Consider the following 13,328-nt stretch of genomic DNA (forward strand, 5'->3'; position numbering starts at 1 on the left):
GGCAGTACGGCGATGGCACGGAACATCCAGTCGCTCGAACGGGCGGCAGCGATGCTGCGCCTGCTCGCGGGCGGCGAGCGACGGCTCGGCCTCTCGGACATCGCCTCCTCGCTGGGCCTCGCCAAGGGCACCGCCCACGGCATCCTGCGCACCCTCCAGCAGGAGGGGTTCGTCGAACAGGATGAGGCCTCCGGCCGCTACCAGCTGGGCGCCGAGCTGCTGCGCCTGGGCACCACCTACCTGGACGTGCACGAGCTGCGCGCCCGCGCCCTGGTGTGGACGGACGACCTGGCACGCTCCAGCGGGGAGAGCGTCTACCTCGGGGTGCTGCACCAGCAGGGCGTGCTGATCGTGCACCACGTCTTCCGGCCCGACGACAGCCGGCAGGTGCTGGAGATCGGCGCCATGCAGCCGCTGCACTCCACGGCCCTGGGCAAGGTGCTGTCGGCCTACGACCCGGTCGCGCACAGCGAGGCCCTGGAGGCCGATCGCAAGGCGTTCACCGACCGCACGGTGTGCGATGTCGAGGCCTTCGAGGAGATCCTCGACCTCACCCGCGCGCGGGGGTACGCGGCGGACGTGGAGGAGACCTGGGAGGGCGTGGCCTCGCTCGCCGCGCCCATCCACGACCGGCGGCGCATGCCGGTCGGGGCGGTCGGCATCACCGGCGCGGTGGAGCGGCTGCGCAAGGACGGCGAGCTGCGGCCCGAGCTGATCGCGGCGGTGCGGGACTGCGCCCGCGCGGTGTCGCGGGACCTGGGCGCCGGACGCTTCTGAGCGGGCGGGCGCGCCCAGGCGGCGACCCGGCGCCCGCCCCATGTCGGACACACAGCACCCGGACGCCCCGAGGGCGGGCCGGGGCTCAGGCACGCCCGCGAACGAAGACGCGCGGCGCCCGGTCCGCCCGGGTCACCCCGGCGATCAATAACGATCGCACTTTCGACAACCGAGACTCTTGACGCATCTCCGGTGCCGGGCAAGACTCCCGTCCATCGGTCGGCATTGTCGAACACCTACCGGCAATACGCGCTAGAGTGGGACAACGCCAAGGGCCGGCAACGCTCTCACCCCCTGAGGGCGCCAATCCCCGGAGGGACCCGGGGGTCGGCATCCCTGGACGAAGGACAAAGGAGTCGCGGGTGTCCAGCTCCGACATCTTCATCGGCGAGACCATCGGTACCGCCATACTCATCCTGCTCGGCGGCGGTGTGTGCGCCGCCGTGACGCTCAAGGCCTCCAAGGCCCGTAACGCCGGCTGGCTCGCCATCGCCTTCGGCTGGGGCTTCGCCGTCATGACGGCGGTCTACATCGCGGGGCCGCTCTCCGGCGCCCATCTGAATCCGGCCGTGACCGTCGCCCTCGCCGTCAAGGACGGCGAGTGGGCGAACGTCCCGACCTACTTCGCCGGGGAGTTCCTCGGCGCGATGATCGGCGCCACGCTGGTGTGGCTCGCGTACTACGGCCAGTTCCAGGCCCACCTCACCGACAAGGAGATCGTCGGCGGCCCGGGCGCCCAGACGACGTCCGCCAAGGCCGTCGAGGCGCAGGAGAAGGGCGCCGGCCCGGTGCTCGGCGTCTTCTCCACGGGTCCGGAGATCCGGAACACGGTGCAGAACCTCACCACGGAGATCATCGGCACCTTCGTGCTGCTGCTCGCCGTGCTCACGCAGGGCCTGAACGACGCGGGCAACGGCCTCGGCGTGCTCGGCGGTCTGATCACCGCGCTCGTGGTGGTCTCGATCGGCCTGTCGCTGGGCGGCCCGACGGGCTACGCCATCAACCCCGCCCGTGACCTCGGCCCCCGTATCGTCCACGCCCTGCTGCCGCTGCCCAACAAGGGCGGCTCCGACTGGTCGTACGCCTGGGTCCCGGTGGTCGGTCCGCTGATCGGCGGCGCCATCGCGGCCGGCGTCTACAACGTCGCCTTCGCCTAGATGACCTCACCGGCTTCCACCGCGATCGTTGCAGAAGCGCCGTACCCACTGCCCCGTAACCAAGGAACTTCCAGGAGCACACCGTGACCGACGCCCACACCGCCGGCCCGTTCATCGCCGCCATCGACCAGGGCACCACCTCTTCCCGCTGCATCGTCTTCGACCGCGACGGGCGCATCGTCTCCGTCGACCAGAAGGAGCACGAGCAGATCTTCCCCAAGCCCGGCTGGGTGGAGCACGACGCCACCGAGATCTGGGCCAACGTCCAGGAGGTGGTCGCCGGCGCCGTCGCCAAGGCCGGCATCACCCGGGACGACATCAAGGCCATCGGCATCACCAACCAGCGCGAGACCACCGTGCTGTGGGACAGGCACACCGGTGAGCCGGTCCACAACGCGATCGTCTGGCAGGACACCCGTACCGACGCCCTCTGCCGTGAGCTGGGCCGCAACGTGGGCCAGGACCGCTTCCGCCGCGAGACGGGCCTGCCCCTGGCCTCCTACTTCGCCGGCCCCAAGGCCCGCTGGCTGCTCGACAACGTCGAGGGCCTGAAGGAGCGTGCGGAAGCGGGCGACATTCTTTTCGGCACCATGGACACATGGGTCATCTGGAACCTCACGGGCGGAACGGACGGCGGCCGGCACGTCACCGACGTCACCAACGCCTCCCGCACCCTGCTGATGAACCTGCACACCATGCAGTGGGACCAGAAGATCGCCGAGTCGATCGGCGTCCCCACGCCGATGCTGCCGGAGATCCGCTCCTCCGCCGAGGTCTACGGCGAGATCAAGGGCGGCAAGCTGGGCGACCTGCTCGGCGGCATCCCGGTCGCCTCGGCGCTGGGCGACCAGCAGGCGGCCCTGTTCGGCCAGACCTGCTTCTCCGAGGGCGAGACCAAGTCGACCTACGGCACCGGCACCTTCATGGTGATGAACACCGGCGACAAGCTCATCAACTCCTACAGCGGCCTGCTGACCACGGTCGGCTACCAGATCGGCGACCAGAAGCCGGTCTACGCCCTGGAGGGCTCGATCGCCGTCACCGGTTCGCTGGTGCAGTGGATGCGCGACCAGATGGGCCTGATCTCCACCGCCGCCGAGATCGAGACCCTGGCGCTGTCCGTCGAGGACAACGGCGGCGCCTACTTCGTGCCGGCCTTCTCCGGCCTGTTCGCCCCGTACTGGCGCTCCGACGCCCGCGGAGTGATCGCCGGCCTCACCCGGTACGTGACCAAGGCGCACCTCGCGCGCGCCGTCCTGGAGGCCACCGCCTGGCAGACGCGGGAGATCGCCGACGCCATGACGAAGGACTCCGGCGTGGAGCTCACCGCCCTCAAGGTCGACGGCGGCATGACCTCCAACAACCTGCTGATGCAGACGCTCTCGGACTTCCTGGACGCCCCCGTGGTGCGCCCGATGGTCGCCGAGACCACCTGCCTCGGCGCCGCCTACGCCGCCGGCCTGGCCGTCGGCTTCTGGAACAGCACCGACGACCTGCGCGCCAACTGGCGCAGGGCCGCCGAGTGGACCCCCCGCATGGACGCGGACACCCGCGACCGTGAGTACAAGAGCTGGCTCAAGGCCGTCGAGCGGACCATGGGCTGGCTCGAGGACGAGGAGTAGAACCGCCATGACCACCCAAGCCACCCTGCAGTCCGTACCTGCCCTGGGGACGCACCCGGCGTCCGGCCCGAACCCGAGCCGTGCCGAGACCCGGGAGCAGCTTTCCAAGGCGTCGTACGACCTCCTCGTCATCGGCGGCGGCATCCTGGGCATCTCCACCGCCTGGCACGCCGCGCAGTCCGGTCTCAGGGTGGCTCTGGTGGACGCCGGTGACTTCGCCGGGGCCACCTCCTCCGCCTCCTCCAAGCTGCTCCACGGCGGTCTGCGCTACCTGCAGACCGGCGCGGTGAAGCTGGTGGCGGAGAACCACTTCGAGCGCCGTGCGGTCTCCCGTCAGGTGGCCCCCCACCTGTCGAACCCGCTCACGTTCTACCTCCCCGTGTACAAGGGCGGGCCGCACGGCGCGGCGAAGCTCGGGGCCGGTGTGTTCGCCTACTCGGCGCTGTCGGCCTTCGGTGACGGCGTCGGCCACCTGCTCTCGCCAGCGAAGGCCGCGCAGGACGTGCCGGAGCTGCGCACCGAGAACCTCAAGGCCGTGGCCGTGTACGGCGACGACCAGATGAACGACGCGCGCATGGCGCTGATGACGGTCCGCGCGGCCGCCGAGTCGGGCGCGGTCGTGCTCAACCACGCCGAGGTGACGGGCCTGCGCTTCACCAAGGGCCGGGTCACCGGCGCCGAGCTGCGGGACCGGCTCTCCGGCGACGAGTTCGGCGTCAACGCGCGGCTGGTGCTCAACGCGACCGGCCCGTGGGTGGACCACCTGCGCCGCATGGAGGACCCGGACGCCGCCCCGTCGATCCGGCTGTCTAAGGGCGCGCACCTGGTCCTGAAGCGGACCTCCCCGTGGAAGGCCGCGCTGGCCACGCCCATCGACAAGTACCGGATCACCTTCGCCCTCCCCTGGGAGGACATGCTGCTGCTCGGCACCACCGACGAGGTGTACGAGGGCGACCCGGCGGACGTCGCGGTGAACGAGAAGGACATCGCGCAGATACTCGACGAGGCCGCGTTCTCCATCCGGGACCAGCAGCTCGGCCGTGACCTGATCACCTACTCCTTCGCCGGTCTGCGGGTGCTGCCGGGCGGTCCCGGCGACACGGCCAAGGCCAAGCGGGAGACGGTGGTCACCGAGGGCCGGGGCGGGATGCTGTCCGTCGCGGGCGGCAAGTGGACCACGTTCCGCCACATCGGCCGTACGGTGATGCGCAAGCTGCAGGAGCTGCCCGGCCATCCGCTGGGCGAGAACTTCGAGCCGGTCGGCGCGCTGCCGAAGAAGCTGCCGCTGCCCGGCGTGGCCAACCCGCGCGCCGTCGCCCACCGCCTGCTGGTGGACGGCCCGGCGCCCGGCCCGCGCATGGCGGCGGACACCGCCCGGCACCTGGCCACCCACTACGGGTCGCTGGCCTTCGACATCGCCCGCCTGGCGAACGAGGACCCGGCGCTGGCCCGGCGTGTCCACCCGGACGCCCCGGAGATCTGGGCGCAGGTCGTGTGGGCCCGGGACCACGAGTGGGCCGAGACCGCGGACGACGTGCTGCGCCGCCGCACCACCCTGACCATCCGGGGCCTGGCCACGGACGAGATCCGGGCGGACGTGCAGGAGCTGCTCGACAGGAAGTGACCGCGCCCGCGCCGGCTCCCCCGCACGGGAGCCGGCGTGCGGTTGAGGGGCGGCCCGCGCCGACGGGGCCGCCCCTCGCCGCGTTCCGCGGTCCGCCGCACGGGGTGTTTCCCGGTGCCGTGCGGGGCAGTGATGGGGCACTCCCCTTGAGCGGGGAGCTGCGGGAGCCCCCGTGGACACGCCGTAAGGTTGGTGCGTACACGAGGGCACGTCGGAAGGAGGCGCTGGGTGATCGAGCTCGAGGGGGTTCCCGAGCTGATCGACCCGGTCATGGTGGCCGCGTTCGAGGGCTGGAACGACGCCGGTGACGCCGCCTCCACCGCGGTCGCGCATCTGGACAGGGAGTGGAAGGGCGAGGTGTTCGCGGCGCTCGACGCCGAGGACTACTACGACTTCCAGGTCAACCGCCCCACGGTGTTCATGGAGAACGGCGTGCGGAAGATCACCTGGCCGACGACGCGGCTGTCGGTGGTGCGGGTGGGCGGCGAGAAACCGCGCGACCTGGTGCTGGTGCGCGGCATCGAACCGTCCATGCGCTGGCGCTCGTTCTGCAACGAGATCCTCGGCTTCGCGCACGAGCTGGGCGTGGAGCTGGTGGTGGTGCTGGGCGCGCTGCTCGGTGACACCCCCCACACCCGTCCGGTCCCGATCAGCGGGACCACGTCCGACCCGGACCTGGCCCGCCGCATGGACCTCGAGGAGACCAAGTACGAAGGGCCCACGGGCATCGTCGGCATCCTCCAGGAGGCGTGCACGCACGCGGGCGTCCCCGCGGTGTCGCTGTGGGCGGCGGTCCCGCACTACGTGTCGCAGCCGCCCAACCCGAAGGCCACGCTGGCCCTGCTGAACCGGCTCGAGGACCTGATCGACGTGCGGATCCCGCTGGGCGAGCTGCCCGAGGACGCGCGCGCCTGGCAGGTGGGCGTGGACCAGCTGGCCGCGGAGGACAGCGAGGTCGCCGAGTACGTGCAGACGCTGGAGGAGGCGCGGGACACCGCCGAGCTGCCGGAGGCGTCCGGCGAGGCGATCGCCCGCGAGTTCGAGCGGTATCTGCGGCGGCGGGACGGGGCATCGGGCCCACCCGGAGGTCACGCGACCGCGGAGGGGTCCGACGGTGGGCCGTCGTACCGGCGGGACGGGCCCGGCGGCCGGTCTCGGCCGTCCAAGCCGCCTCGGCAGGAGGACGGCGACGAGTCGCCGGACGACTGAGGAGACGCAGCAAGGGGCGCCCCGTTCCAGGAACGGGGCGCCCCTTCGCGCTGTCTCGCCGTCGTACGCCGGGTGCGGCGCCGTCGTGGTTGTTCGCGCAGTTCCCCGCGCCCCTTAGAGGGCGACTCCCAGCAGTGCGTCCACGGCGCGGGAGACGATGCCGGGCGCGCCGGTGTCGGTGCCGCCGCTCTGCTCCTGCAGCACGGTCCAGCGGTCGACGGCGGCGAGCGCGGCCGGGGCGTTCAGGTCGTCCGCGAGGGCGTCGCGGATCTCCTCGACGAGCGCCTCGGCGGACGGGCCGTCGGGGCGGGAGACCGCGGCGCGCCAGTGCTGAAGGCGGGTCACGGCGTCCTGGAGGACCTGGCCGGTCCACTCCCAGTCGGAGCGGTAGTGGTGGGCGAGGAGCGCCAGGCGGATCGCCGCCGGGTCGACGCCGTCGCGCCGGAGCTGGGAGACGAAGACCAGGTTGCCCTTGGACTTGGACATCTTCTCGCCGTCCAGGGCGACCATGCCGGCGTGTACATAGGCCTTGGCCATCGGGTACTCGCCGGTGAGCACCTGGGCGTGCGAGGCGCCCATCTCGTGGTGCGGGAAGACCAGGTCGGAGCCGCCGCCCTGGATGTCGAAGGTCATGCCGAGGTGGTCGAGGGCGATGGCCACGCACTCGATGTGCCAGCCGGGCCGGCCGCGGCCGAGCGAGCCGCCGTCCCAGCTCGGCTCGCCCTCGCGGGCGGCCATCCAGAGCATCGGGTCGACGGGGTTCTTCTTGCCCGGGCGGTCCGGGTCGCCGCCGCGTTCGGCGGACAGCATCCGCATGGCGGCCGCGTCCAGGTGCGAGACCTGGCCGAAGTGCCGGTCGGATTCGACGGAGAAGTAGATGTCGCCGTCGATCTCGTAGGTGGCGCCGAGTTCCCGGAGCCGCTCGACGATCGGGACGATGCCGGGTATGGCCTCGACCGCGCCTATGTAGTGCCGGGGCGGCAGCATCCGCAGGGCGGTCATGTCCTCGCGGAACAGGGCCGTCTCCCGCTCGGCGAGTGCGGTCCAGTCGACGCCGTCGCGCTCGGCCCGCTCCAGCAGCGGGTCGTCGACGTCGGTGACGTTCTGGACGTAGTGAACCTGCCGCTTGTTGTCGAGCCACACGCGCTGCACGAGGTCGAACGCGTTGTAGGTCGCCGCGTGTCCGATGTGGGTGGCGTCGTAGGGCGTGATGCCGCAGACGTAGAGACGGGCGACGGGACCGGGGTCGAGGGTGACCGGACCGTCGGTCGCGGTGTCGTGGATCCTCAGGTCGCGGCCCTGACCGGGCAGGGCGGGGACTTCGGAAGCGGGCCAGGCATGCATGTCATGAGCCTAACCGGACCCGAGTTCCGGATACGAACCGGAACGGGCTGTATGGCCGGGAAGGCGGTCTTGCGGGTCGCCGTGCCGTGTGCCCGACCGGCCTCCGTCACGGTCAGACCGGGGGCCAGGGGATGGCGGGCCAGTCGGTGCCCGGTTCCGGGTGGGTGCCGGAGGCGAGCAGGGAGTCCACGCGGGCGCGGGTGGCGTCGATCTCCGCGGGGGTGATCAGCGGGCTCAGGGCCGTGGTGAGGGGCCCGGAGGGGGCGAGGGCGCCCCTGAGGGTCCTCAGGACCTCCAGGGCCTCCTCGGGCAGCGGCTCCCCCGCCCAGCCCCACAGCAGCGTGCGCAGCTTGTTCTCGGTGTTGAAGGTGACCCCGTGGTCGATGCCGTAGAGGCGGCCGTCGGCCGTGGGCAGCAGGTGCCCGCCCTTGCGGTCGGCGTTGTTGATCACCGCGTCGAGCACGGAGAGGCGGCGCAGGCGGTCGTCGTCGGCGTGCACCAGCAGCGCGGTGCGGCCCTCGCCGGCCTCGGCGAAGCCGATCGCCTTCCAGCCCGGCTCGGGCTCCTCGCCGTCCACCAGGGCGAGCAGCTCGGCGCCGGGCGCGGTCTCGATCCACAGCTGGCACATGCCCTCGCCGTACGGGCCGTCGCGCAGCACGGTGGGCGGCACCAGGTCCCAGCCGGTCGCCCGGGACACCTCGTACGCGGCCGCCTCGCGGCCGGCCAGGGTGCCGTCGGGGAAGTCCCACAGGGGCCGCTCCCCCGCGACGGGCTTGTAGACGCAGGCGGCCTCGCGGTCCTGGTGGGTGACGGTGCAGTACAGCGCGGCGTTCGAGGCCTCACGGATGCGTCCGCGCACGGTCAGCTCGCCGCGGGCGAGCAGCTCGGCCGCGGCCGGATCGGTGGCGGTCACGCTCCGCGGCGGTATCCGTTCTGGCGCGGACATACGTGTCCTTCCGGGTCGAGCGGGAGACTGCACAGCGGGCACGGCGGCCGGCCCGCGTTGACGACGTCCAGGGCGCGCTTGGCGAAGGCCCGCGCCTGCGCCCCGGTGAGCCGGACGCGCAGCACCGGGGGGCCGTTCTCCTCGTCCTGGAGGAGCCGCTCCTCCGCCTCGGCGAGGTCCTCGTCGGAGTCGGCGTCCAGTTCGACGAGGGCCTGCGCCTCCACGATCATGCGCTGCTCCTCGCCGTCCCAGGCGAGCGCCATGGTGCCGACGCGGAACTCCTCCTCCACGGGGGTGTCCAGCGGCGCGGTGTCGGTGATCTCGGCCGGCGCCATCGCGGGCACGGCCGCGCTGCCGCCGCTGCGGCGCACCACCTCGTCGAGCAGCTCGTCCATGCGTTCGGCGAGCGCCGCGACCTGGGTCTTCTCCAGGGCCACGCTGGTCACCCGGGAGCCGGCGGATGCCTGGAGGAAGAACGTACGGCGCCCTGGCAGTCCGACCGTGCCGGCCACGAAACGTTCCGGTGGGTCGTAGAGGAACACCTGACGGGACACGTCCTGTCTCCATGGGAAGTCGGGGATCGGGCGATGGGTGGTTCGGAACGCAGGCTCTGCGGTCGCTTCACCCTACTGCGGGGAACGATCACGGTGCGCCCGCGTCGCCCCCCACCGTGGCGTCGCCGGCCGGCGGCTCCTCGCGCGGCGCCAGGGACGCGAAGTCGCCGGTGTCGCCGAGTCTGAGGAGAAAGGGGCGCAGCCGGGTGTAACGGATCGCGGTGACGGAACACGGTTCGACGGAGATCCGCTGGAAGAGGTCGAGATGAAGTCCGAGGGCGTCCGCCACCAGAGACTTGATGATGTCGCCGTGCGAGCACATCAGGTACACGGCGTCGGGTCCGTGGTCGCGCTCCACGCGCGCGTTCCACTCGCGCACCGCTTCGGCGGCGCGCGTCTGCATGGCGCGCATGGACTCCCCGCCGGGGAAGGCCGCGGCGGACGGGTGCGCCTGCACGACCTCCATGAGCGGCTCGTCCTTGAGCTCGGCGAGCTTGCGTCCGGTCCAGTCGCCGTAGTGGCACTCGCCGATGCGTTCGTCGGTGTGGTGGGTGAGGCCGGGGCGGGCCTGGAGCAGCGGGCCGACGGTCTCCCGGCAGCGGTCGAGCGGGCTGGTGACGACCTCGGCCAGCGGCAGCGGGGCGAGCCGTCCGGGCAGGGCGGCCGCCTGTGCGGTCCCGCGGTCGTCGAGGTGCACGCCGGGCGTCCAGCCGGCGAGCAGTCCCTCGGTGTTGGCGGTGGATCGTCCGTGCCGGACCAGGAGCAACGTGGGCATGCGGCCCAGGGTAGGCGCAGGGGCGTGCCCGGGGAGCGGGGCGTGTGGACGACGGCGGGACGGGAAGGCGACGGCAGACCGGTTGTCGGGACGGGAGGGCATGCTTCGTGATCGTCGACTGCGGCGTCTACCGGGAGGGGCACCGGGTGGAGGGCCCCCAGGACTTCTCCGACGCGCTGGACGAGGCACGGTCGGCGGGAGGTTTCGTCTGGATCGGGCTGCACGAGCCGACGGCGGAGGAGTTCGACCTGGTCGCGCGGGAGTTCGCGCTGCATCCGCTGGCGGTGGAGGACGCCCTCAAGGCGCACCAGCGGCCGAAGCTGGAAGTCTACGACGACTCGGTGTTCGTGGTCCTCAAGCCGGTGGTGTACGAGCCGAGCGGCGACACCGTGTCCTCCGGCGAGATCATGCTCTTCCTGGGCGACTCGTTCGCGGTGAGCGTACGGCACGGGGAGGGAGCCCCCCTGGACGCGGTGCGGGACCGGCTGGAGCGGGAGCCTGAGCTGCTGGGCGAGGGGGCGACGGCGGTGCTGTACGCAGTCGCCGACGCCGTGGTCGACCACTACCTGGAGGTGGCGACCGAGCTGCAGACCGACCTGGAGGAGCTGGAGGCGGAGGTCTTCACCCCCGACGCGGGCGGTTCGCGCCGTACCGCCTCCAGGATCTACGGCTTCAAGCGGCAGATCCTGGAGTTTCGCCGGGCCACCGTGCCGCTGGCGGCGCCGCTGGCCCGGCTGGCGGGGGTCGGCACGTCCGGGGCGCGGGTGCCGTTCGTGGAGGACGGGTCCCGGCCGTACTTCCGTGACGTCCACGACCACCTCACGCGCGTGAACGAGACGGTGGAGGGGCAGGACCGGCTGGTCTCGGACGTCCTGTCGGCGCATCTGGCGCAGGTGGGCGTGCAGCAGAACGACGACATGCGGAAGATCTCCGCGTGGGCGGCCATGGCCGTGGTCCCCACGATGATCGCGGGCATCTACGGGATGAACTTCGAGCACATGCCCGAGCTGCGCTGGACGTGGTCGTACCCGGTGCTGATCGCGCTGATGGTTGTGCTCGAGGTGGTGCTGTTCCGCACCTTCAAGCGCCGGGGGTGGCTGTAGCCGGCGCGGGCGGTCAGGCCACTTCCGGCTCCGGGGTCGCGGGGCCGCCCAGCGCGTCGCGCCGCTCGGGCATCCGCAGCGAGACCATGCGGCGCCGGCCGCCGAGGCGTTCGTACAGGTACACGGCGTGGATGCCGGCCGCGAGGAGCGCCGCCTTGGGTTTCGGCCAGCCGAGGATGCGGCCCATGTGGGCCGTCACGGCGAGGCTGACGTCGCGGTAGACGCGGATCTCGGCGCGCGCGCACTCGCGCAGGGTGCGCTGGATGGCACGGCCGTGTCCGGCGTAGGCGAAGCGGAGCAGCTCCTCGTGGCAGTAGGCGAGGTGGTTGTCCTCGTCGTTGGAGATCATCTTCACCGCGCGGCCGATGTCGGGGTGGTCCGCGAAGTGCTTGCGCAGCAGTTCCATCTGCTCGGAGGCGCGCTGCTCGGTGACCCTGCTGTGGGCGAGGTAGGTGACGATGTCCTGGACGGTGAGCGGCTCGTCGCGCTTGAGCTTGTCGTGGGCCAGGCCGATGCCGTTCCGCTCCAGGAGCATCGTGTAGTCGGTGTCCGGAGGGACCGGGACGGGCTCCAGACCGCGCTTCTTCAGCAGGGCGTTGAAGATCCGGCCGTGTTTGTCCTCGTCGGCGCCGTGCCGGGTGATCTTGGGGGCCAGGTCCCGCTGGGACTCGGGCACGAGGGCGGCGATACGGGCGTTCTCCCAGCCGCCTTGGGACTCACCGCTCGCGGCGATCGAACAGAACAGCGCGAACGACTCGTCGTTGTCGAGGATCTCCTGGAACAGACTCTTCGCCGACAGCATGGGGCCCACCTCTCCGCGGCGTCCGCAGGTCCGCGGTCCGCACGTCCACAGTTCCGCAAAGAAGGAGTCAAGTGCGCCGGTGGGGGTGCGGCAACCGGTGCGGCGGACAACTCCGCCAATTGGAGTACGTGCGGGGTGGCGCGGGGGCGCGTAACCCCGGGGGCCTGAGGGCGTTGGTGTGGGTGACGGCCGTGGCGGGGTCGACCCCCGAGCCCCCACCACGGCCGCAGGACCTGGCCGCCGCCGCGGGGGACGCGGCGGCGGCCGGACGGGTCAGGCCAGGCCCGCGCGCTCCAGGGCCTCGACGCCGGCGCGCAGCGAGGCCAGCCGCTCGTCGAGGGTGAAGCCGGCCGGGGCGAGGGTGAGGGTGGTGACCCCGGCGGCCGCGTAGGCCTTCATGCGGTCGGCGATGCGGTCGACCGAGCCGAGCAGGGTGGTGCGGTCGATCAGGTCGTGCGGGACGGCGGCGGCCGCGCCCTGCTTGTCGCCGGACAGGTACTTGTCCTGGATCTCGGCGGCCTCCCGCTCGTAGCCCATCCGCTGGGCGAGCTGGTTGTAGAAGTTCTGCTTGCGGCTGCCCATGCCGCCGACGTACAGCGCCGTGTAGGGGCGGAAGGTGTCGGCGAGCGTGGCCACGTCCTTGTCGTCTCCCACGGCGAGCGGGACGGTCGGGCAGATGTCGAAGCCCTCGAGGGTCTTGCCGGCCTTCTCGCGGCCCGCGCGCAGATGGCGGACGGCGGTGTCCTCCAGGTGGTCGGCGGACGGGAAGATCAGCAGGGCGCCGTCGGCGATCTCACCGGTCTGCTCGAGGTTCTTCGGGCCGATCGCGGCGATGTACAGCGGGATGTGCTCGCGCTGCGGGTGCACGGTGAGCTTGAGGGGCTTGCCCGGGCCTCCGGGCAGGGGCAGGGTCCAGTGCTCGCCCTCGAAGGAGAGGCGCTCGCGGGTCATGGCCTTGCGGATGATCTCGACGTACTCGCGGGTGCGGGCCAGCGGCTTGTCGAACTTGACGCCGTACCAGCCCTCCGAGACCTGGGGGCCGGAGACGCCGAGACCGAGGCGGAAGCGGCCCTCGGACAGCGAGTCGAGGGTGGCCGCGGTCATCGCGGTCATGGCCGGCTGGCGGGCCGGGATCTGGAAGATGGCCGAGCCCACGTCGATGCGCTCGGTGCGGGCCGCGACGAAGGCGAGGACGGTGGCGGCGTCGGAGCCGTAGGCCTCGGCGGCCCAGCAGACCGCGTATCCGAGGCGGTCCGCCTCCTGGGCCACGGCGAGGTTGTCCGCGTCCATTCCGGCGCCCCAGTAGCCGAGGTTGATCCCTAGCTGCATGGCCGTCTCCCCTTACCGATCAGTAACGTGACTTGCGCAGACCTTATACCTCCCGCGCCCGCGAGGGAGGGGTGCCGGAGGCACGG

Annotated in this window: 12 protein-coding genes; 6 read left to right on the forward strand and 6 right to left on the reverse strand. The window is 72.0% G+C overall.

The annotated features are described in order from the left end of the window. The first annotated feature begins 12 nt into the window (after positions 1 to 12). From ACP7TJ_RS05940 to ACP7TJ_RS05960, 5 genes are all read left to right on the forward strand, one after another. The gene (locus ACP7TJ_RS05940) at positions 13 to 777 is read left to right on the forward strand and encodes an IclR family transcriptional regulator (protein WP_093768501.1); all 765 of its coding nucleotides are present in this window, start codon (positions 13 to 15) and stop codon (positions 775 to 777) included. A 362-nt stretch (positions 778 to 1,139) separates the two neighbouring features. Beyond that, the gene (locus ACP7TJ_RS05945; RefSeq protein ID WP_093768502.1) at positions 1,140 to 1,934 is read left to right on the forward strand and encodes an MIP/aquaporin family protein; all 795 of its coding nucleotides are present in this window, start codon (positions 1,140 to 1,142) and stop codon (positions 1,932 to 1,934) included. 83 nt (positions 1,935 to 2,017) lie between these two features. Further along, on the forward strand, positions 2,018 to 3,556 hold the full coding sequence (gene glpK, locus ACP7TJ_RS05950) for a glycerol kinase GlpK (RefSeq protein ID WP_093768503.1): 1,539 nt from the start codon (positions 2,018 to 2,020) through the stop codon (positions 3,554 to 3,556). 7 nt (positions 3,557 to 3,563) lie between these two features. Next, entirely contained in the window at positions 3,564 to 5,180 is a 1,617-nt protein-coding gene (locus ACP7TJ_RS05955; RefSeq protein ID WP_167744428.1) for a glycerol-3-phosphate dehydrogenase/oxidase, read from the forward strand. 228 nt (positions 5,181 to 5,408) lie between these two features. Continuing rightward, a complete protein-coding gene (locus ACP7TJ_RS05960) occupies positions 5,409 to 6,389 on the forward strand; it encodes a PAC2 family protein (RefSeq protein ID WP_189911894.1) in 981 nt (326 codons plus the stop codon). Between the two features lie 114 nt (positions 6,390 to 6,503). On the opposite strand, the gene mshC is transcribed toward ACP7TJ_RS05960, so the two are convergent. The 4 genes from mshC to ACP7TJ_RS05980 all read right to left on the reverse strand — a co-directional run bounded on the left by mshC (position 6,504) and on the right by ACP7TJ_RS05980 (position 10,008). Beyond that, on the reverse strand, positions 6,504 to 7,733 hold the full coding sequence (gene mshC / locus ACP7TJ_RS05965) for a cysteine--1-D-myo-inosityl 2-amino-2-deoxy-alpha-D-glucopyranoside ligase (protein ID WP_093768506.1): 1,230 nt from the start codon (positions 7,731 to 7,733) through the stop codon (positions 6,504 to 6,506). 112 nt (positions 7,734 to 7,845) lie between these two features. Continuing rightward, complete coding sequence (locus tag ACP7TJ_RS05970; protein ID WP_404715645.1) at positions 7,846 to 8,679, reverse strand: SCO1664 family protein; 834 nt, start codon at positions 8,677 to 8,679, stop codon at positions 7,846 to 7,848. Then, positions 8,643 to 9,233, reverse strand: coding sequence for a DUF3090 domain-containing protein (locus ACP7TJ_RS05975; protein ID WP_093768508.1), 591 nt, complete (start codon positions 9,231 to 9,233; stop codon positions 8,643 to 8,645). The genes ACP7TJ_RS05970 and ACP7TJ_RS05975 overlap by 37 nt, the downstream gene beginning before the upstream one ends. Positions 9,234 to 9,321: 88 nt before the next feature. After that, on the reverse strand, positions 9,322 to 10,008 hold the full coding sequence (locus tag ACP7TJ_RS05980) for a histidine phosphatase family protein (protein ID WP_093768509.1): 687 nt from the start codon (positions 10,006 to 10,008) through the stop codon (positions 9,322 to 9,324). A 107-nt stretch (positions 10,009 to 10,115) separates the two neighbouring features. Here ACP7TJ_RS05980 and corA point away from each other — a divergent pair, with 107 nt between their 5' ends. Beyond that, a complete protein-coding gene (gene corA / locus ACP7TJ_RS05985; RefSeq protein WP_167744426.1) occupies positions 10,116 to 11,111 on the forward strand; it encodes a magnesium/cobalt transporter CorA in 996 nt (331 codons plus the stop codon). A 13-nt stretch (positions 11,112 to 11,124) separates the two neighbouring features. On the opposite strand, the gene ACP7TJ_RS05990 is transcribed toward corA, so the two are convergent. Together ACP7TJ_RS05990 and ACP7TJ_RS05995 are read right to left on the reverse strand one after the other, a co-directional pair. After that, positions 11,125 to 11,913 (reverse strand): ferritin-like domain-containing protein, encoded by a 789-nt coding sequence (locus tag ACP7TJ_RS05990; protein ID WP_093768511.1) that lies wholly within the window; start codon positions 11,911 to 11,913, stop codon positions 11,125 to 11,127. A gap of 273 nt (positions 11,914 to 12,186) precedes the next feature. Continuing rightward, positions 12,187 to 13,242: an LLM class F420-dependent oxidoreductase gene (locus ACP7TJ_RS05995; RefSeq protein ID WP_167744424.1), complete on the reverse strand. Its 1,056-nt coding sequence runs from the start codon at positions 13,240 to 13,242 to the stop codon at positions 12,187 to 12,189. Between the last annotated feature and the right edge of the window lie 86 nt (positions 13,243 to 13,328).

Origin of the sequence: Streptomyces sp. DSM 41931, assembly GCF_050271085.1 — a bacterium.
Taxonomy (GTDB): domain Bacteria; phylum Actinomycetota; class Actinomycetes; order Streptomycetales; family Streptomycetaceae; genus Streptomyces; species Streptomyces albogriseolus.